At 52.0% G+C, this 19,580-nt stretch carries 23 protein-coding genes and 1 riboswitch; of the genes, 2 read left to right on the top strand and 21 right to left on the bottom strand.

Annotated elements, in window-relative coordinates; genetic code table 11:
• Nucleotides 1-126: 126 nt before the first annotated feature.
• The 11 genes from ACY1JZ_RS25275 to ACY1JZ_RS25325 form a co-directional block, all read right to left on the bottom strand.
• Nucleotides 127-516: a RidA family protein gene (locus ACY1JZ_RS25275; protein WP_270167071.1), complete on the bottom strand. Its 390-nt coding sequence runs from the start codon at nt 514-516 to the stop codon at nt 127-129.
• A 21-nt stretch (nt 517-537) separates the two neighbouring features.
• Nucleotides 538-1,365: a pur operon repressor gene (purR, locus tag ACY1JZ_RS25280; RefSeq protein ID WP_270167069.1), complete on the bottom strand. Its 828-nt coding sequence runs from the start codon at nt 1,363-1,365 to the stop codon at nt 538-540.
• Between the two features lie 81 nt (nt 1,366-1,446).
• On the bottom strand, nt 1,447-2,301 hold the full coding sequence (ispE, locus tag ACY1JZ_RS25285; RefSeq protein WP_462631523.1) for a 4-(cytidine 5'-diphospho)-2-C-methyl-D-erythritol kinase: 855 nt from the start codon (nt 2,299-2,301) through the stop codon (nt 1,447-1,449).
• A 137-nt stretch (nt 2,302-2,438) separates the two neighbouring features.
• Nucleotides 2,439-2,624: a small, acid-soluble spore protein, alpha/beta type gene (locus ACY1JZ_RS25290; RefSeq protein WP_270167066.1), complete on the bottom strand. Its 186-nt coding sequence runs from the start codon at nt 2,622-2,624 to the stop codon at nt 2,439-2,441.
• 179 nt (nt 2,625-2,803) lie between these two features.
• Nucleotides 2,804-3,076 (bottom strand): biofilm formation stimulator Veg, encoded by a 273-nt coding sequence (gene veg, locus ACY1JZ_RS25295; RefSeq protein WP_199018837.1) that lies wholly within the window; start codon nt 3,074-3,076, stop codon nt 2,804-2,806.
• 300 nt (nt 3,077-3,376) lie between these two features.
• Nucleotides 3,377-4,273: a sporulation peptidase YabG gene (yabG, locus tag ACY1JZ_RS25300; RefSeq protein WP_462631525.1), complete on the bottom strand. Its 897-nt coding sequence runs from the start codon at nt 4,271-4,273 to the stop codon at nt 3,377-3,379.
• 59 nt (nt 4,274-4,332) lie between these two features.
• Nucleotides 4,333-5,244 carry a 16S rRNA (adenine(1518)-N(6)/adenine(1519)-N(6))-dimethyltransferase RsmA gene (gene rsmA / locus ACY1JZ_RS25305; RefSeq protein WP_462631526.1) on the bottom strand — a complete coding sequence of 304 codons (912 nt, stop codon included), beginning with the start codon at nt 5,242-5,244 and terminating at the stop codon, nt 4,333-4,335.
• 12 nt (nt 5,245-5,256) lie between these two features.
• Nucleotides 5,257-5,829, bottom strand: coding sequence for a ribonuclease M5 (gene rnmV / locus ACY1JZ_RS25310; protein ID WP_462631527.1), 573 nt, complete (start codon nt 5,827-5,829; stop codon nt 5,257-5,259).
• A 153-nt stretch (nt 5,830-5,982) separates the two neighbouring features.
• Entirely contained in the window at nt 5,983-7,134 is a 1,152-nt protein-coding gene (locus tag ACY1JZ_RS25315) for a resuscitation-promoting factor (protein WP_270167059.1), read from the bottom strand.
• Nucleotides 7,135-7,374: 240 nt separating this feature from the next.
• Nucleotides 7,375-7,538, bottom strand: a riboswitch (cyclic di-AMP (ydaO/yuaA leader).
• 204 nt (nt 7,539-7,742) lie between these two features.
• Nucleotides 7,743-8,516 (bottom strand): TatD family hydrolase, encoded by a 774-nt coding sequence (locus ACY1JZ_RS25320; protein ID WP_462631529.1) that lies wholly within the window; start codon nt 8,514-8,516, stop codon nt 7,743-7,745.
• A gap of 32 nt (nt 8,517-8,548) precedes the next feature.
• Nucleotides 8,549-9,844, bottom strand: a complete 1,296-nt coding sequence (locus tag ACY1JZ_RS25325; protein ID WP_462631530.1) for an HD domain-containing protein — start codon at nt 9,842-9,844, stop codon at nt 8,549-8,551.
• 442 nt (nt 9,845-10,286) lie between these two features.
• Here ACY1JZ_RS25325 and ACY1JZ_RS25330 point away from each other — a divergent pair, with 442 nt between their 5' ends.
• Nucleotides 10,287-10,541, top strand: a complete 255-nt coding sequence (locus ACY1JZ_RS25330; protein WP_270167054.1) for an AbrB/MazE/SpoVT family DNA-binding domain-containing protein — start codon at nt 10,287-10,289, stop codon at nt 10,539-10,541.
• A 233-nt stretch (nt 10,542-10,774) separates the two neighbouring features.
• Here the strand turns inward: ACY1JZ_RS25330 and rsmI are convergent, their stop codons facing one another.
• The 10 genes from rsmI to ACY1JZ_RS25380 all read right to left on the bottom strand — a co-directional run bounded on the left by rsmI (nt 10,775) and on the right by ACY1JZ_RS25380 (nt 18,642).
• Complete coding sequence (gene rsmI / locus ACY1JZ_RS25335; RefSeq protein ID WP_462631531.1) at nt 10,775-11,689, bottom strand: 16S rRNA (cytidine(1402)-2'-O)-methyltransferase; 915 nt, start codon at nt 11,687-11,689, stop codon at nt 10,775-10,777.
• Between the two features lie 19 nt (nt 11,690-11,708).
• Nucleotides 11,709-12,470, bottom strand: coding sequence for a tRNA1(Val) (adenine(37)-N6)-methyltransferase (locus tag ACY1JZ_RS25340; RefSeq protein ID WP_462631533.1), 762 nt, complete (start codon nt 12,468-12,470; stop codon nt 11,709-11,711).
• A gap of 152 nt (nt 12,471-12,622) precedes the next feature.
• Nucleotides 12,623-13,000: an initiation-control protein YabA gene (locus ACY1JZ_RS25345; RefSeq protein ID WP_442954936.1), complete on the bottom strand. Its 378-nt coding sequence runs from the start codon at nt 12,998-13,000 to the stop codon at nt 12,623-12,625.
• A 61-nt stretch (nt 13,001-13,061) separates the two neighbouring features.
• Nucleotides 13,062-13,865 carry a PSP1 domain-containing protein gene (locus tag ACY1JZ_RS25350; RefSeq protein WP_270167050.1) on the bottom strand — a complete coding sequence of 268 codons (804 nt, stop codon included), beginning with the start codon at nt 13,863-13,865 and terminating at the stop codon, nt 13,062-13,064.
• Nucleotides 13,858-14,847, bottom strand: a complete 990-nt coding sequence (gene holB, locus ACY1JZ_RS25355) for a DNA polymerase III subunit delta' (RefSeq protein ID WP_270167048.1) — start codon at nt 14,845-14,847, stop codon at nt 13,858-13,860. The genes ACY1JZ_RS25350 and holB overlap by 8 nt, the downstream gene beginning before the upstream one ends.
• A gap of 15 nt (nt 14,848-14,862) precedes the next feature.
• Entirely contained in the window at nt 14,863-15,306 is a 444-nt protein-coding gene (locus ACY1JZ_RS25360; RefSeq protein ID WP_270167046.1) for a YaaR family protein, read from the bottom strand.
• A gap of 18 nt (nt 15,307-15,324) precedes the next feature.
• The gene (gene darA / locus ACY1JZ_RS25365; protein ID WP_270167045.1) at nt 15,325-15,654 is read right to left on the bottom strand and encodes a cyclic di-AMP receptor DarA; all 330 of its coding nucleotides are present in this window, start codon (nt 15,652-15,654) and stop codon (nt 15,325-15,327) included.
• 167 nt (nt 15,655-15,821) lie between these two features.
• Entirely contained in the window at nt 15,822-16,502 is a 681-nt protein-coding gene (gene tmk / locus ACY1JZ_RS25370; RefSeq protein WP_462631536.1) for a dTMP kinase, read from the bottom strand.
• Between the two features lie 125 nt (nt 16,503-16,627).
• Nucleotides 16,628-18,256, bottom strand: a complete 1,629-nt coding sequence (locus tag ACY1JZ_RS25375; RefSeq protein WP_462631535.1) for an aminotransferase class I/II-fold pyridoxal phosphate-dependent enzyme — start codon at nt 18,254-18,256, stop codon at nt 16,628-16,630.
• 197 nt (nt 18,257-18,453) lie between these two features.
• Nucleotides 18,454-18,642, bottom strand: a complete 189-nt coding sequence (locus ACY1JZ_RS25380; protein ID WP_270167043.1) for a sigma factor G inhibitor Gin — start codon at nt 18,640-18,642, stop codon at nt 18,454-18,456.
• A gap of 295 nt (nt 18,643-18,937) precedes the next feature.
• Between ACY1JZ_RS25380 and ACY1JZ_RS25385 the strand changes: the two genes are divergently transcribed.
• Nucleotides 18,938-19,468 carry a transposase gene (locus ACY1JZ_RS25385; RefSeq protein ID WP_270167042.1) on the top strand — a complete coding sequence of 177 codons (531 nt, stop codon included), beginning with the start codon at nt 18,938-18,940 and terminating at the stop codon, nt 19,466-19,468.
• Nucleotides 19,469-19,580: the final 112 nt, after the last annotated feature.

Here is a 19,580-nt window from a genome sequence, read left to right on the forward strand (position 1 = left end):
TGTTCACCACCTTTGCCTCTCAAAGACTTGGTGTATACTTCCACATGGCAGATCGAAATCCTTCTTTTTTCTGGAAAATAAAGTACCAAATTTATAATTATTTTTCCATACAAAGGTTTTTCGATGCTATTCGACAGGTATCGATACGATTAATTCTATTTCGACAAGCACATTCTTTGGAAGACGTGCAACCTCTACCGTAGAACGTGCAGGCTTATGATCACCAAAATAATGGGCATACACTTCATTAATCGCCGCAAACTGATCCATATCTTGAATAAATACCGTTGCCTTGACAACATCATTAAGCGACGCACCTGCTGCCGCCACCACAGCCTGCAAATTGCGGAATACTTGATGCGTCTGCTCTGTAACGCCACCCTCCACGACCTGTCCAGCTACATCAAGCGGAATCTGTCCGGACGTGAACAGCAGATCGCCTACACGGATCGCCTGGGAGTACGGCCCGATCGCTGCGGGCGCCTCTGAAGTGGAAATAACCTTTAATCGCGACATGTGTATCCTCCTTAGTATGGTTTAGGATGAAAAATAATTACCCGGCACGACCGACGTATGCTTCGTCTTCATATCAACAGCCGTCAATTTGGCCAGCGATACGTAATCCTCGAACAACCGCTCCTCCGAGCCGATCTCGCCCGACTCCACAAACACACCGACACCCGCCACCGTCGCATTGAATTCATAGAGCAGATCCATCATTCCCTGGACCGTTCCTCCGGCCTTCATGAAATCATCGATGATGAGCACGCGCGACTGCTCCTTCAGCGCTCGGCGTGCCAGAGACATCGTCTGAATGCGCTTGTTCGACCCGGATACATAATTAATACTGACCGCAGAGCCCTCCGTCACCTTGTTGTCCCTGCGCACGATGACAACCGGAAGATTCAAGAAGGTCGCCGTCGCATAAGCGAGCGGGATGCCCTTGGTCTCTACCGTCATAATGACATCAATCTCCCGATCCGCGAAGATCGTGGCAAACATCCGACCCACGTCATTCATGATCGCCGGTTGCCCCAGCATGTCTGTCATATACAAATAGCCGCCAGGCAGCACTCTCTCCGGCTGCTCCAGATGGCGGCAAATGTCTTTCATGATTGCGAGCGCGGCTGACTTCTCCATCATCGGTATATATTTCACACCGCCCGCAGCTCCAGCCAGCGTGTGAAGTTGACCTATTCCCTCGTCCTCGAAGACTTCCTTGATAATGGCAAGATCCTCGCTGATGGACGACTTGGCAGACTGATAGCGGTCGGCGAATGCTGTAAGCGATATTAACGTGTGGGGGCGGGCTAACAAATATTGTGTCATTTCCACAAGTCTTGCGCTTCTCTTTAACTTCTTCATAACCTCTCCCCCCGCAGAACCCGAATATTATAATGTCAATATAACATTTTTATACGGGTTTTTACAAGAAGAACGTTAGTATCATGTAAGCATTCTTACCACATACACTTCCTTACAGAAGCCGCGCAGCCCATTGTAGATGCGAGCTACCTTCGCTTCCTTGGATACCAGACCAAACACAGTAGGACCGCTGCCCGACATTAATACGCCCTCTGCGCCCAGCCTCTGCATGCTCTCCTTCAACTGCTCCACCTCAGGGTAGAGCGGCAGCGTGACCGTCTCCAGCACATTGCCTAGCGCAGCGCACACCTCGTTGAAGGAGCCGCGCTCAATCGCGTCCAGCATATCCGCTGTTGACGGATGCTTGTCCAACTGGGCTGCCCGCAGCCGGCCGTATACATCAGCGGTGGATACATTGATCGGCGGCTTGGCCAGGACAACCCAGCATTGCGGGGGGTTGCTGATTCGCTGCAGCCTCTCGCCCCGGCCTGTCGCCAGAGCCGTCCTGCCCGTGATACAGAAGGGCACATCGGACCCCAGCTCCGCGCCTAGCTTGCACAGCTCCTCCTCCGAGATTCCGAGCCCCCAGAGCCGGTTCAGTCCACGCAAGGCCGCTGCCGCATCACTGCTGCCCCCGGCGAGCCCGGCAGCAACTGGAATCTTCTTATCCAGATGGATGTAGACTCCCTTGCGGACATCGTAGCGCTCCTTAATGAGTCTGGCTGCCTGAAAGGCCAGGTTCTTCTCGTCCAGGGGGATGTAGCCTGCCTGGCTCGATATAATGATCGTATCCCGTGGCAGCTCTTCCATCTCCAGCCGATCTGCGAGATCGACCATCGTCATAATCATCTCGACCTCATGGAAGCCGTCCTCACGCTTGCGCAGCACATCGAGCAGCAAGTTAATCTTTGCTGGAGCTTTTTCATAAATCTTCATGTTTGTCACCCGCTCGTCATCAATTACAACTTCACATATTATAACAAAAGGGCACAAGAAAAGCTAAGATGGATTCCCTCAGCATACTGAGCGGGTCCATCCTAGCTTTCAAGCTTACAGCAAGGTATGGGGCCTTATTACGGCCGGGGTGTTCTGGATGCCGCCTGCTCTGCAAGCTCGATGGCGCGTTTGACCATATTGCCGGCATCCTTGGCGCGGATGCTTCCCCAGCCTTCCTTCTGAACGGTATCGTAAAAGCCAAGCTCCTTCGCCAGCTCATACTTCAGGTTCTCCGACATGACAGAACGCCTTCTTCTGCTCATCAGGAATCAAGCCCTCCTCTCCGGCGCAATAATTCAGCACAGTTGCGCTCAGGCTTAGAATGCGCTGTGTCCTCCTCCGCTATTCGCAATGGACATCAGCTTTGCCCTCCAAACCCCTATATACAAAAAAAACACAGTACAGAGGAAATAACTCTGTACTGTCGATAGCAGGCATTATGTTATTGCAGGTAGCTGATCTTGACTTGTCCATCATCGTTACATACCGTTACCTCGACAGACTCCGTCAGAATATCTGCGTAGCTGTAGGACACTCTCTTGAAGGCATGCTGATCCTGGTCTAGCTTGACGATAAAAACAGAGGGGTAGATTTCTTCCAACACACCGGTACGTTCAATGGTCTTCTTTCGGCCACCATTAGCACGAAGGCTGATCTTTGACCCGACATGGACTTCCAAACTGCGTTTGATTTCCAACAGCGCGTTTTTTGCCATTGTGTACAACCACCTCTTTCCTTATTCATTATACCCAAAAAGAGGGGGCTTGTCAAACGAAGGAAATATTATAGCAGTATTCTAAAGTTTTTGTCAATGAACTTTTTTTATTTTTTCTTGCGATACCAATGAAAATGAAGCAGACGCCAACCCAGAACAAGATTCCATCGGCGCGCTTGAACACGCATAGCAAAAAGCTCTCCCGAAACGAGCTCCTCGTCCCAGGAAAGCTAACTCTTCTGCTGCTTGGGCTACAGACAACCCAGCTCAGCCGGCAGCAGGTCGAATGCAGCCCTCTTACTATGCCTGCATGCTTGAATAAGGCATTGCCGCCGGCTGCGATTGCGCCTTGGGACGGGGCAGTCCCAACCGGTATCGACCACGTGTCTCAATGCCGCCTACGCCATCCATGCCGCTGATGGTTCCGCTAATCACTTCCGGCAGATTGATCGTATCCTTGAACGGCGTATAGCTCGCCTTGATCGCCACATAGACCGGATCGAGTGCATGGATCAGGATACGGCCAGGCGAGCTGGCAAAGTTCGCTCCCGCATGCAGCAATGCCTCGTAATGGGATTGACAGGCACCTGCAATCACGATGAGTCCATCCATGCTTTTCTCATAATCCCGGGCAACCTGCACGGCATTAACAAAATTTTGGGAGTTTTTGTAGCCGCCCAGGCTGTAATATCCGCTCTGCGGGTTGCGATGCTTCAATACGCCGTCATGACCGGTAATGACGATAATGTCCGGCTTCACCTGCGGCAGCAGACGATGAACCATCTCCGCCATACGCGATTCATGCACATAGATGCCATGCGCAGGCACGCGCATCGTCGAATAGAGCTGCATGCTCTTCTTCATATAATTGGCATCGCCATCGAGATGCAGCACCACACCTGGCACCTCAAAATAGGAGGGCTGTCCCGGCTGGCTCTGACGGTCAATCCAGCTCATCTGCTGATGAAGCTGCTGCTGCTGTATCCGGTCTGTTGTCTGGGCTTCCTTAATGCGAACCTGCTTGGATGCATCCGTCAGTTCAGGGTGGGTTACAATCGACAAATCCTTCATCGGGGCGTCCGCCAGCAGACGGTAATCCGCCCCCCTCAATATCGCGGACGCATTACGAACAGCTTCGATACGGAACAACACATCGCCGCCGTAGGAATGGCGCACGACCAGATCGCCTGGCTTCATGAATAGATCACCTCTTCGTCTATCCTATGGGCAAATAGCCGGATTGGTGATCTTAAATATTAATTGATCTGTGCAACAAGACCGCTCTCCAGCAGCGCCTCGCTGATGCGCGCGAACTCCTCCAGACTCAACGTCTCGCCGCGGCGTCCAGGGTCCACTCCGCAGCCGTTGAGTAATTGCTGGAGCGCCTCGCGATGCTCCTTGCCCACGAGCGCGCCCAGATTATTGCTGAGCGTCTTGCGACGCTGCGCAAAGCTCCCCTGCACGACGCGGAAGAAGAACGCTTCGTCACTGACCTGTACGGGCGGCGCGCTGCGCAGCGACAGCTTGATGACAGCCGAGTCTACGTTGGGCTGCGGGATGAATACCGTATGCGGCACCGTACAGACAAGCTCCGGCTCGCAATAATATTGCACCGCCACGCTGAGACTCCCATAGGTCTTGCCTCCTGGCCGTGCGGCCATCCGCTCGGCCACCTCCTTCTGAATCATCACCACGATATGCTCAAGCGGCAGCCGCTCCTCAAGCAGCTTCATCAGGATCGGCGTCGTCACATAATACGGGAGGTTGGCGACTACGCTGACCCCCGTCGTATCTGCATAGCGCCGCTCCATCAGCGCCCGCAGATCCAGCTTCAGCACATCGCCATGGACGACCTCCACATGAGATTGGCCCTCCAGCACCTCCGAGAGAATCGGAATCAGACGGTTATCAATCTCGACCGCTGTCACTACCTTGGCCGCATCGGCCAGCTTCTGGGTCAACGCGCCGATGCCAGGCCCGATCTCCAGCGCCCCCTTGGTCTTGTCCAATTCAGCAGCCGCCACGATTTTATCGAGAATATTTTGATCGATCAAGAAGTTTTGCCCCAGACTCTTCTTGAACGAGAATCCGTGCCTTGCAATAATCTCCTTCGTCCGCTTCGGTGTAGCCACCTGAAGCGCAGCATCCTGTCCCACCTGCTTGCTCATCCCTGTCTCCCCTTAATCCTGTTCTGATTGCCCCAGCGTCTCCTCCATCTGTGCCAGCGCAGCGCCAAATTCCTCTGCCGAGATGCGGAACATGGTGCATCGCTTGAAGAACTGCTTGCCGTTGGCATATCCGATGCCAAGCAGATTGCCCATCAGCAGCCTTCTGCGCGCCGCATCCGGGTGAACGAGCAGACCGGCGTCCACCAGATCACTCCACTCGATCTGCGGCGTGGACGGCTGCATCTGCTCCGTATATTCTGTCCGAACATTGCTGAGCGCACGCACGATTGCCTCAGGCGAGGCGTTCTCCACGCCAATATCCCCTTTGTACAGCGCCTCCTCCTGCGCGAGAAAGGCGTGCTTGCAGCCTGGTACCCGGGCCGCTACGATCTTGCGGATACGCTCTCCGGCATGGTCGGGATCGGTGAAGATAATGATCCCCCGCCGCTCCATAGCCAGCTCGATTCGACGCAGCACAGCCTCCCCGATCGCAGAGCCGCCCGTTTCGATCGTATCGGCTTCGACCGCTCGTTTTATCGCAATCGTATCATCCTTGCCCTCTACAACGATAACTTCCTTAATCATTTGAACCTTCCCTCTGTCCGTCTAAGCTTTAATTATCAATCAAAAAAAGAAGAGGCATCGCCTCTTCTTATCATGACATATTTGCATCGAAATTACGATATGATTAGAGCACAGTCAATAAAAAGTCTTGCAGAGCTTGAGGCACCGCCGGTATTAACTCGATTTGGGCTTGTTAGGGCCAATCACATACACGGTATGCCCTTTTTTGCGACCGAACTTCTTCACATGGGACTCACTATCGAAGTAAACATCGATCTTGTTGCCCTTAATAGCTCCTCCGGTATCCTCTGCCCGGCGGAAGCCCACCCCTTCGATGTATACCCACCAGCCCATGGGAATGACATCAGGATCGACAGCAATCGTCTGTCCCTCCTGCACCGTCGCTCCCGAGGCTGTAATGCCATACAGCGGGTGGCTCTCATCCTTGCCCGTCGAAGCTACACCCGCCGAATAAGCGGTCAGTGTTACACTCTTGAGCACCTTCTTCGCCTTGAAGGTAACGCCTGACTTGGTTACGGTCTGCGCTGCGCCAGTACCTGCGTCCGCGGAAGCAACCATAACCTCCGGCTTCTTCTTCGTGCCGATGGCGATGATCTGATCAACGCTCTTCGACTCGATGGTCTTCGTAACCAGCTTCTCTGATACGAGCTGACCATCCTCATAGACCTTCTCGTATTGTTCCACGAGCAGACCTTCCTTGCCGGCCTGTACGACCTTCTCCTTGCCTTCCTCGAGCGTCGGATCATTCTTCTTCACCACTTCGAACGGCACCGACTGCTCTGTCTTGGCAACCTGTTTATCTACACGAACGATCGATACGGTCTCATTAGCCTCTAGCTCTTCTGTCAAGGCAGGCATGATCTTATCGTCGTCTGAAAGCGAAATATTCAAATCCTCGATCGCCGCTTTCACGGTTCTTTCTGTGGTGTAGAATGTCTTCGTTGTACCGTCTGCCCTAACCGTCACCGGTATAGCCTGGTCAATTACAATCCGGGCCCCGTCCTTGATGTCCGCATCAAGCGGCATCGAGATTTTGTCGTGTTCCCCGACTGTAATAGCTTGTTCATCCAACAGGCGCTGCAGGACCCACTGTTTCGTCGAAACAACGGTTTCTTGTCCATTGACTACGAGCGATACGCTCTTGTAAGCCGTACCGTACAGCAACACCAGTAACATGAAAGTCATAGCGATTGAGATAATAGCACTTAGAACAATCAAACGCAAATTTTCATGCTTCCATCGCAATGCGAAAGACATGCTGGATGATCGTTTATCATGGGTATCCTTGAGTTGGAACATGCCCACTTCCTCGGTCCTCCTTCATAGCCCCGCCGTCAACTGTTACGCATGATCTCAAATGACGCGACTATTGTAGATTAGCGTGCAAGCACGCATTCCTAGTAGCTCGCCGATTCCCCACCTCCATGATTAACCCTATGTCGCCCTCTGAATAGATATTCAAAAATAAAAAGAAGCCCGCGACAGAGGATCTGTTTCGTGGCTTCCAGGCAAGTTGTATTCACCATGGATTGTGGGCACGAGGTTGATCTCTCTCTTACATGCTGACGAGGTTAGCTGACGGGTTCGGGCAAGAGAGTCGCCCTATCGGTTCGAACCGGATGCGAAGGTTTCCGGACACGTACCAAATTCACCCCTGAACAACAATGGTTCCCCCGCTTCCTTTGCACGATTTCGGACACGCCGTAAGACCGAACAAAGGAATTAAGCAAAATTGGAAATCCAATACATATTCAAGCTCTGAGAAAAATCATACCCTCTTTCGTGGCCCATTGTAAAGATCATTAAAAATGCGATTTAAACGAATTTTCAGGAAAAACTCGCAATATTAATGCAAATTCACCGAACAAATTGAGTTTTATCACCCCATAGGTCTTTATTTCTCAGATTCTTTTCTATTTTTGAGGTAGACGAAAACAAAGCTCTGCATTTCGGGTCGTAATTTTAGCAATCTCTTCCAAAGTTATCCCTTTAATTTCTGCTGCGGCCTCCGCCACCATACGTACATAAGCCGATTCATTGCGCTTGCCGCGGTACGGATGAGGGGCGAGATAAGGAGCGTCTGTCTCAATCAATATACGATCGATTGGAACCCTTTCCATGACCTCTTTGGGTACCCTTGCATTCTTGAATGTCACCGGTCCGCCGAAGGAAATATAGAAGTTCATATCCAGACATAATTTGGCTGTTTCCCAGCTTCCAGAGAAGCAGTGCATGACCCCTCCGACCTCATCCGCGCGCTCCTCCTTCAGGATGCGCACAATGTCTTCATGGGCATCGCGATTATGAATAACGATTGGTTTATTTACCTCCTTTGCCAATCTTATCTGCTCTCTAAATACACGATGCTGCACGTCCTTTGGGGACGTATCCCAGTGATAATCCAATCCAATTTCACCAATTGCTACTACTTTCGGATGACTCGATAGCTCTCGAATCCAGTCCAAATCCTGGGGCTGCATATCAATACTGTCAACTGGATGCCATCCGACAATCGCATAGATCGAATCATGGGCTTCTGCTAGAGATATTGTCGAAGGGATGGTCTCCCGGTTAAATCCAACATTTAATATTCGCTCCACTCCGGCTTCTTTGGCTCGTTGCAGGACGAGCTCACGATCATTGTCGAAACGGGCGGAATCCAGATGCGCATGTGTATCAATCAACAAAGTTAAAACCCCTTTTCTTCTATAAATACAAGCTATACACCGAACAACTCGCGAATGGAGGGACGGAGCTTGTTCGCATGGGCACGTAGCAGATCGTCCGGGTAATATAGGTGATATTTTCCAAGATGAAGCCCTGTAATAGACCGAATAATGTCAGACTTCCCCGATATTTCAGACAATTGATGATTCATACCCAAGAGCAGGATAGGCGGCTTCTCCTCCCCCTCTGCCTTGCCAGGCTGGTACACATCGTAGGGCAGATCGAACGGGAAGTCAATCTCCAGATGATACTCCGGCCGCAATCCGGCAGCGGCAAAATCACAGCGAATCTCATGCCACAATGCTTCATCCTCTTGATCCATGGTTATATATTTATACAATCGCCGATGAAGGAAACGAAGGCATAGATCGGACAGCAGATGATCTGCCTCCTCCGTCCACTGTATGAATGCCGTCTGCGCCATCGCCTCGTCCAACAGGAAATAATCCTGTAGTGACAGCTCGTCCATGAGCAGCCGCTGCATGGGACGCGGCAGATAGGTGAAGCGATAGCCTTCGTGGTACAGCTCCTTCGCCCGCCTGAATATTTGACGCAATATAATCTCAGAGCTGCGAGTGACCGGATGGAAGTACACCTGCCAGTACATCTGGTACCGGGACATCAAATAATCTTCAACAGCATGCATGCCGCTTTCCTTCACGACGATCTTCCCTTGATGAGGCCGCAGCACACGCAAGATGCGCTCCAGATCGAACGTGCCGTAGTTGACCCCGGTAAAATAAGCATCCCGCAGCAAATAATCCATTCGATCCGCATCCATCTGGCTGGATACGAGACTGATGACGATTGGCTTGTCATAGGTCTTGCGGATGACAGCGGCCACCCGCTCGGGGAGATCCTCCGACACACGCCGCAGCACGCGATTGACCTCCGTATCCTCCAGCAGGAATCGACATGTCCAGCCCTCATGGTGCAGATCGAAGACCTGCTCAATGGAATGGGAGAAAGGGCCATGTCCCAGATCATGGAGCAGTGCTGCACAGAGGGATACGTACTTTTCCTCGCGCGGCCAATCGGCATACCCGTTGCGTTCAAATTGTGAAATGATCTTGCGGGTAATCTCATATACACCCAGCGAATGGGAGAAACGGCTGTGCTCCGCGCCATGAAATGTAAGGTAGGAGGTGCCGAGCTGTCGGATGCGCCGCAGCCGCTGGAACTCCTTCGTGTTGATCAAATCCCAGATCAGCTCGTCCTGCACGTAGATATATTTGTGTACGGGATCTTTGAATACTTTCTCTTCGGGTAGCTGATGCTCCTGTGTCATTCTTGTCACCTCTCTAGTCGCGCAAGCATAGGCCTGGCATATTAAACCATCTGTCTGTATCATGTTGGATTTTCAGTCAAAATGCAAGCTTAAGCCTTATTTCTCAAGCTTCCACTATTTCCCTATATTCGTAGCTGTAAAAAATTTGTACAATACAAGATGTCACATGTCGACAATTACAGTAGATACTCGGCTTTATTTCGACAATGTATAATGCATTATGTCGAATAGTGTCGAGCTTTCATTTCCATCTGTTATCGCTAATTCTGCCCATATATTTCGTGAATTTCGTTATATTTATAGTAACATTAGTAGATTTTAACACATTTTCGGGATAAAATTTGGGTTGACTATTATGGGAAAGGTTGGTATTATAGATAACAGAAAACGTAGTTTTTTGTCGAATAATGACGAAACCGTTTGGAAGGGGAAACGATAGATCATGATGAAATCAACGGGTATTGTCCGTAAGGTAGACGAACTGGGCCGGGTAGTTATTCCAATCGAGCTTCGCCGTACATTGGGGATAGGTGAGAAGGACGCACTGGAGATTTATGTAGACGGCGAGCGCATCATGCTGAAAAAGTATGAGCCTGCATGTATCTTCTGTGGCAATGCAGAGAATGTTACCTACTTCAAAGGAAAAATAGTTTGTCATGAATGTTTAGCAGAATTGCCTACACCTGTGACAAATTAAAAAAAATAAGTTATAATAAAAAAATCAACATTGTTAATTCTAACCTTTTTATACTCCTTGTTGCCTTCCTGTGCTAGAACCCGGCCAGGAAGGTCTTTTTTTGTGCGCCAGCAGCGTGACAATGACACGGGCGGCAAGGACAAGTAGGTATTCCTCCTGCTTGACCTTGCCGTCCGTTGTCCCATCAGGCCGCTGCGCACGGCGTACACTCGTTACGTACACTCGTCCCATTCCTAATGCTGCGTTTCCGTATCATCCTCTTTAATCATAATCTGATTATAGATGTCCCGCTTGCTTAGCCCTCTATCCTTACCGACCTGCTTCATCGCTTCCTTGCGGCTTTGGCCCGGGGCCTGCTCCATATAGTGATGGACATGCTGTTCGATCGTCATATCCGACCACCATGCCGCCCCCTGCTCGCCAGTCGCTGCCGCATCGCTGTCCGCTCCCTCGACCACGAGGCAATATTCCCCCAGGGGCGGGTGCTCCTCCAGCCATTCCAGGCATTCAGATACCGTACCATGTACAGCCTCCTCATGCTTCTTCGTGAGCTCACGGGTCATCGCCAGTCTCCGGTTCCCCCATTGCTCCAGCATCGCCTGCAAGGTCTTCTTCAAGCGATGGGGCGATTCATAGAGCAGCAGTGTGCCACGCTGGCTCCGCAGCTCCTCCAGCCAGAGAAGCAACGGCTTCTTATCCCGCGGCGGGAAGCCGGCGAAGGTAAACCGCTCGGTCGGCAGCCCGGACATAATGAGGGAGGAGAGCGCTGCATTCGCTCCAGGGATTGGCACGACAGGGATACCCGCCTCCACAGCTTCACGGACGAGATCTGCGCCGGGGTCAGAGATGGCAGGCAAGCCGGCATCGCTAACCAGAGCGATCGTCATGCCCTCCGTCAACAGGCGAATCAGCTCCTGACCGCTGGCCTGCTTATTATGCTCATGATAGCTGACCAGACGGGTTGCGATCTCAAAATGTGTCAACAGCTTGCGAGTCTGACGGGTATCCTCGGCCGCGATCAGCTCTGCCTCACGCAGCGTTCGAATCGCCCGGAAGGTCATATCCTCCAGGTTGCCGATAGGCGTAGCAACCAGATAGAGCGTTCCCGTCTCGTGACCGGCCTGAAAGCTCTTTTGCACCTTTACCACCGTATATTCATCCTTTCGGCTAGCCTTCTTGAGACGCTTGCCCGTAGTAGATTTCCATTAGCTCCTGCTGATAACGATGATTGGCATCATACACGATGAGCGGCGGCAGCACCCTCAGCTCCGGCTTGCCATCCCGCGAAGCCTCGATCAGCACCATATTGGCCTCAGCCTCAGCATGCGGATGCACCATGCGCAGCCGCTTGGGCTCCAGCCGCACAGCTCTCATCGCATCGATAATCTCAGCGAGCCGCGACGGTCGGTGCACCATAGCGACCTTGCCGCCAGTCCGCACCAGGCGCGAGCACGCTGCCGCGACCTCTTGCAGCGTACAGTGAATCTCATGGCGGGCAATGGCCATATGCTCATTTGAATTTTGGTCGCCAGTGCTCGCTGGCATGTAAGGGGGGTTGACTGTCACCAGATCGTAAACCCCATACCCCTGCTCCAGATGATAGCTGCGCAGATCCCCCTGAACGATGCGGATTTGCTCCTCTAGTCCGTTCCATTGCACACTGCGCCGCGCCATATCGGCCAGCCGCGGCTGAATCTCCACCGCATCGATCCTCGCCTGGGTGCGTGTGCTCAGCAGCAGTGGAATGACCCCGTTGCCCGTGCATAGATCAAGGATCTGACCTTTGCGAGGTACACTGGCGAATCTGGCCAGCAGCACGGCATCCATTGAGAAGCTGAATACCTCCGGGCTCTGAATAATATGCAACTCGTGGGTTAACAGATCATCCAGCCGCTCCGACGGCAGCAGCTCTGCCTTCACCCTCTCCATATCCATGCTCCTCCTCCACCATGCGCAACGGATGAATTGAAGGCGATATGCCGCCAATTGCGCATCGAATTGAAAGAAGACCCACACATGGGGTCTTCTTCAACCTACCTATTAAGTAATAGGGGTCTGCACCGGATTCAACCTTCCTGTCATCAATCCTTGTTCAGGAATGAGAGACAGAACAGACAGTCTCCCTCCGTGCGCAGATGTCCATAATATACATTGCAAATATGAAAACCCTCATGATACAACCGAGCCAGATTGTCATGTCCCTCACCAACCGCGGGCGTCTCCCTGCTGGTGAAGCCTGCACTGCCGTCAGATGTCTCTTGCTGCATCTGTGGAGCCTGCTCCACCTCTTCAACAGAGGCTTCATCGACCACATGCAGGGATTCACGCTTGAACAGGTCTCTAAGCTGTTGGTTTTCTATGCTGAGGCGTTTATTCTCTTCAAGTAGCGCTTTAATCAATAGCTTCATCTCACCAAGCTCGGTGTGCAGCCCGCCGACATGTGTTTCTAATTGATCCATTCGTTTGAATAAATTATGATTCTCCAAGTCCCCACCCCAGAGTACCGCGCAAAATCGTCGATTATTTTACCACAACATCATCAAAAGGCAGCTCTTTCGGTTTGCCTCCCGTCTCGAACAGTTGAACATAGACCGTCCGCGCAGAAGCGTTAATGCCCGTAACCTTTCCTTCGCCAAGCGAGGTAATAACGACCTTGCCGGTAGCCGGCAGCTCCTCGCGAATGCTCTCATAATTATCATGCTCGTATTTCAGACAGCACATCAGCCGTCCGCACAGACCAGATATTTTGGTCGGGTTGAGCGACAGGTTCTGATCCTTCGCCATCTTGATGGACACCGGCTCAAAATCACCAAGCCAGGAGGAGCAGCACAATATTCTGCCGCACGGCCCGATGCCTCCCAGCATCTTGGCCTCATCACGGACGCCGATCTGGCGCAGCTCGATTCGTGTGCGGAACACACTGGCAAGATCCTTCACCAGCTCCCTGAAATCCACTCTGCCCTCTGCCGTGAAATAAAAAATAATTTTATTGCGATCAAACGTAAACTCCACATCCACCAGCTTCATCTTCAACTGATGATCGCGAATCTTGCCCATACAGGTAGTAAAAGCATTTTTGGCAGCGTTTCTGTTCTCCTCCATCACCTTGGCGTCGGCGTCTCCTGCGATTCGGATCACCTTCTTCAAGGGAAGAACAACATCCTCCTCCTCCACCTGCTTTTGTCCGACTACGACTTTTCCATACTCAATCCCTCTTGCCGTTTCGACAATGACATGCTGGTTTTTCTCCACTGCATGCTCTACAGGGTCAAAATAATATATTTTACCCGCCTTCTTAAAGCGGACACCTACAACATTATACAAGGCTTCTGCCCTCCTGAAGGTTCACCAGAAATTGCTCGAAGGCCAACTGCGGCGCCACATGCGCACGGATCCGCTTGCCAGCCTCCAACGTAGACTCCATACAATACACCCAACCTTCAGCCGAACGCGCAAAGGCATGATTCCGTATCCATTCCAACTGGTCGTTGTAGACGATCACATCTTCCCTGCCGGTCTGATAGTGAATCATATCCTTGTACCATAGCAGCAGCATCGACATCAACTGCTCTGGCTGCTGGCTGGAGCCTGACTTGAATACATTCTGTGACAGCGTCACCATAGCCGCTGTATACTTTGTCAAGCTCTCCTTGCCTAATTGTATCACTACGTTTCTCGTTTCTGCAAACCCCTCTTGTTGGATAATCTCCCGACATGCATCCATACCGGAGGCCAGATGAACAGCAACCCGGACAAGCTGAGGCGGGTGCCCCTCGTTCAACAACGCCGTCTGCAGCTCAGCAGGAGCCATCGGATGGAAGGGAACGATCTGGGATCGGGAGCGAATCGTAGGCAGAATCGCTTGCCCATTATCAGTGAGCAAAAGGGCAGTAATCGGAGACGAGGGCTCTTCGAGAAATTTCAGCAGACTGTTGGCGGCTGGAAGCGTCAGCTTCTCGGCTCCTTCGAGAATATAGACCTTGCGTTCCTGTCCCTGCTGCCGATAGGATAGCTCATGCTGCAGCTCTCGAATCTGATCGATCTTGATCGTTGCCCCGTCTGGAGCAATCTGCAGCAGGTTAGGCTGATTACCATGCTCCAGCTTGCGGCAGGACAGACACTCCCCGCACGCATCCGTTCCATTACGCTCACAGAACAGCGCTTTGGCAAATGCCATTGCAGTTGCACGTTTCCCCGTGCCAGACGGGCCGCTGAACAGATAAGCATGGGATACCTGCTTGCGCTCCAGCGCCTGCTGCAATATTCGCTTCGCATTTTCTTGTCCAACAATGTTCTGGAATGACATCGCTTGTACTGCTCCTCAAAAAAAATAATTGATCAGCAGACCTCTAATCTCGCCGACCCGCTCCAGCAGCTCAATCCTGCCTTGCTCCGTCTCCAGCAGCTCCTCCCCCATGCTGATCAGGACAGCGTCAATCTCCTCAAGCAGCTTATACCGCTTGGTTCGTCCGCGCCGATCCCAGCCCTTCGTCTCCTTGAGGCCTACGCCGCGCCGCAGCGTATCCTCCAGAAACCTCTTGACCATCTGCTTGTACACGGTCAATTCGCGCACGGTCATGGACTTGGTCAGCCGCTCGCCCTGGTTATGAATGTCCTGCAGCTTCTTCTGGAGCTGTTCCTGGGTTCTCAGATGGTCCTGCTGCCCCATCACATCTGCAAAGTTCATCGGATTGGAAGGGCGAGAGCTGAGATCCGCCCGCGCCCGTTCCTGACCGAGCGGTCGAAAACCGGGGTTAATTTTCATCTCTACCGTCACACCCGATCAATAATGTTCGAATCGTTCTACTGGGACGACGAAGACAGCAGCTCCGCCAACTTGCACCTCGACAGGAAAAGGAATATAGGAATCCGTAGTGCCTCCCATCGGCGTAACCGGGGTGACTAATTGGTCGCGTATTTTGCAATTGGAGCGAATGACATGCATGACCTCAGACACCCGCTCATCCTCAATCCCGATCATAAACGTCGTATTGCCCGCTTTCAGAAATCCACCTGTACTGGCCAGCTTGGTCGCGCGAAATCCTTCCTTCACGAGCGCATTCGACAGACGGTTGCTATCCTTGTCCTGCACAATCGCGATCACTAATTTCATCGTAAACCCTCCCTCGTATCGACTTGTTATCCGCGTCTGCGACCTCTATAACGGTTACGTGCACTTCGCCCTCATGGAGCTGTACGACGTAGTATCTACGCTTTTCTACTATTATATATAATTAGACATGAGACGTAGAAAAACCTTTAATGGAAGGAACGGTTTCACTACCTTGCGAATCTCTGGATAACAGCTGCAATCGCCTGCTCCAGCACCTGCTCGGCAGATAGTGACGCGTCCAGGCGGACGATCCGTTCCGAATACAATTCATATACCCGTTGATAGCCCTCACGAACCTGCTCATGGAATCGCAGTCCCTCCAGGTCAAGACGATTGAGCTCCCGTGCCCCATCGCGATGAATACGCTGCAGTCCTAGCGCTGGCTCAATATCCATCCATAAGGTCAGATCCGGCATCGTCTCGCCTATAGCGAAGCGGTTAATCTCCCACACGGGCTCCATGCCAAGCCCTCTGGCATAGCCCTGATACGCCAAGCTGCTGTCGATGAAACGATCGCAGATGACAACAGCCCCCTGCTGTAATGCAGGCACAACCTTCTCTACAAGATGCTGTCTGCGCGCGGCGGCATACAAGAGCGCTTCCGTTCTTGCATCCATCGCCGTATGGCGAGCATTTAGAATAACGCCGCGAATCTCCTCCGCGATCGCGATTCCTCCCGGCTCTCTCGTCGTTACCACCGGAACGCCAGCCTCACTCAGACGGTGCTCCAGTTCGCTGATCAGCGTCGTCTTGCCTGCACCCTCTCCACCCTCCACCGTAATGAAGCATCCCGAAGGTAATCGCAGCCCGGACAGCGTGGACAACTGCTGGACATGGGTTGAATCCATTCGTTTATCGTTCAAAGCCAATGCTCCTAATCGTTTCAGTATCTCATCTATTGTAACAAAGCCGCTCGTCCCGGTAAACGATGAATCGCTGGGTCGCTGCAATCCTCCCATTTACATCAAGCCACTTAATACACCTTGATACGCATCATAGTCGGATCAGATGCCCCCTGGAACTTCGCTCCCTGCCCCGCTAGACTGCTAATAACAGCAATCACCTCTGGAGTAAGTCGCTCGCCCGGATACAATATAGGTATGCCGGGAGGATAAGGCGTGATCATCTCTGCACAAATTTTCCCTGCACTATCCTGCAGCCTCACCTGCTCCGTAGCCTCTGATGAACGGTCAAGCCACGACAAGCGTACAGGCTCAGAGATGCGAGAGGGAGATGCGCTCCATATCGTAGCCATTCCGCCATACATCTGCTTCTGGCGGCTCGCTGGCACAGCAGATGCTGCCTCTATACTCTCCGCCGCTGTCTCTGAAGCATGATCACTCGCTGCCTCAATCCATCGTTCCTTCAATCGACATCGCTCGGAGATCGCATGTAGTGCCCGCAGCATACGGCTCGCCTCGGCATCGCCAACGGATAAACCAATGAGCAACACGCAGTAGCGCGTATCTGCCATCTCCGCCCATATCCCTTCGCGCTCCAACTGCTTCTGCCAGTCGTAGCCGGATATGCCATCCGTGCGATCATAGATGCACAGGCGTAGAGGATCGACCGTGTCCACTGCCGCTTGTTGTACCTGCGCAGACGGTGGTTGATCGTTGGATTGCCCATCCTCTGGAACGGAACATGATGCACCTAAGCCCCCCGCCACTGCCCCCACCCAGGGCAACTGCTCGCATATCGCTTGGCGGAGGCTGATGGAGACGGCCAGCGCACGGTCAAACAACGTCGCCCCCTGATGCGCACAGGCTGCTCGGGCGACATCAAGCGATGCCATGATCGGGTACGATGGACTTGAAGACTGAATGGCCGCTAGTGTCTGCCTCAGCCTGCCTCGATCGATAAGCGGCCCTTGGATATGAAGCATCGCACCCATCGTCAGTGCAGGCAACGTCTTATGTGTCGATTGTACGACCGCATCTGCTCCCGCCTTCACGGCTCCCCCCGGCAGCTTCGGATGAAGTCCGTAATGGGCGCCGTGCGCTTCATCGATGAGCAGCGGAATGCCATAGCGATGCACTAGCTCGGCATAGGCTTGCAGGTGTACACCCTGACCATAATAATTGGGGCTGCTCAATAGGACAGCCGCTGCCTGCGGATACAGGGACAATGCTTGCTCCAGATCAGCCAAGGCAGGTACGGTAGGCAGCCCAGTGGCAGCGTCAAGCTGTGGAGAGAGAAATACCGCCTGAGCGCCGGATAACATGATGCCATTCAAAATCGACTTATGAACATTGCGCTGTGTGATCAGGATGGCATCTCGCGGACACTGGCTCAGCAGCAGCGCCAAATTGCCAGAGGTGCTCCCTCCAATCAGAAAATAGGTCTCCTCCGCGCCATACAGTTGTGCTGCCAATTGCTGAGCCTCGTGAATGGCTCCTTCCGGTTGATGTAGATCGTCTGTAACCGACAGCTCCGTCACATCCAGGCGCATTATGCTCTCAAAGCTGGCGCGCACCTGAGGAGGAAGCTGCTGCAATACGTGACCATACTGATGACCGGGCACATGCAAGCTGAGCGGATTCAATGCAGCGTGCTGAGATAACATATCGAACAAAGGAGTATGCCAGGAATTCATCTTCATTATCAGCCTCTCTAATCATGCAACATATCATAGTAGTATTTAAATTTTACCATATCCTCCTGCATCATTGATGCAAATTGTGTAGCCTGACCACGTCAAAAACCCTTCGGAGCCTTCTGCCGCCCAAGAGATTTCACTCTTACACCGCAGAAGACACCGAAGGGAACAAGAGAAGATCACGTCTGCTTCTATGCACATCATGCATTTTTTTGCAGCCAGATACGCCGTAGCTGATGAATGAAGAAAGGGTATTTCGCATCCCTTACATCTGTTCTGACCATCTCCGCTTCGCACGCATCACAGATGAATTCAGACATAATAAATATTCCCTCATCCTTCTCCTGGTTGCATACGATGCAGCATGTCTGACGGTATTCCTCTTCCATCGTTTATCCCGTCCTTTATTCATAGTCTTGCATACCTTCATTATGGCACAAATGATAGGAAAGTATACTTGTTTCATAGCGATTTTCAATATTAATTGAATAAGGGTCTCGTTGCCCCTAGCTGATTCATGAGGATTTCATACAAGAATCGATGGTTGTGGGCGATTTTTTACATCGTATTCATCTATTTTACAATTGGTTCCCGCATCATCCTCCTTCATCACCATAAAGTTAAACCGCCCTTCGTCCGATATGTATACTATATGACTCTGGAGCAAGCTGGAGGGGCAACAACGTGCAGCGATTAGAAGAGCTTAACGAGAACGCTACGATCTATCATTACCAACTCATTAAGAAAATCCATATCCAAAATGAAGCTTTAACAAGCTATGCCCTCATTGTCTCCGGTTTAGGCATATTTCAGATAATGTTGTATGGCTATATCGGCCTAATCATCTGGCTCATAAGCGGATTATCCATCTACCTGCTGCATTGGGTCATTATTAGGCTAACGATGATACGAGTAGAGGAGCCTGAGGATCGTCGTTGGGGTTGGCGGTATAAAGCGCCATGGATCGGTTATCTACCGATCGCTATGGTCGAGCATCAGTTGTTTCGCAGACTGCACCGTCACTTACTATGGATTGGTCTGTGCGCCTTGGCGCTAGCTTACCCCTGGATCAACGAATCGGCGATGATCAGCCTCATTAGCTGGCATCTGTGGGCGTTAGCCCCCCGTATGATCATCCTTAGCCGGGTGCGCCGTCTCCGCAAGGATGGAGTGCTGCTGCTTGATGATACTGCTGTCAGCTTCTACAAGCGATAGTCGAGAGCGCAGCGCAGGGTTGCGGCTATCGCATTCATCATGGGGGACCGTGGAGGTTCGGAATCAGCTTCTTCGTTCCGCTTCACTCCCCCATACAGCCCAAGCTGAAGCC

The organism is Paenibacillus sp. J5, from assembly GCF_054955055.1.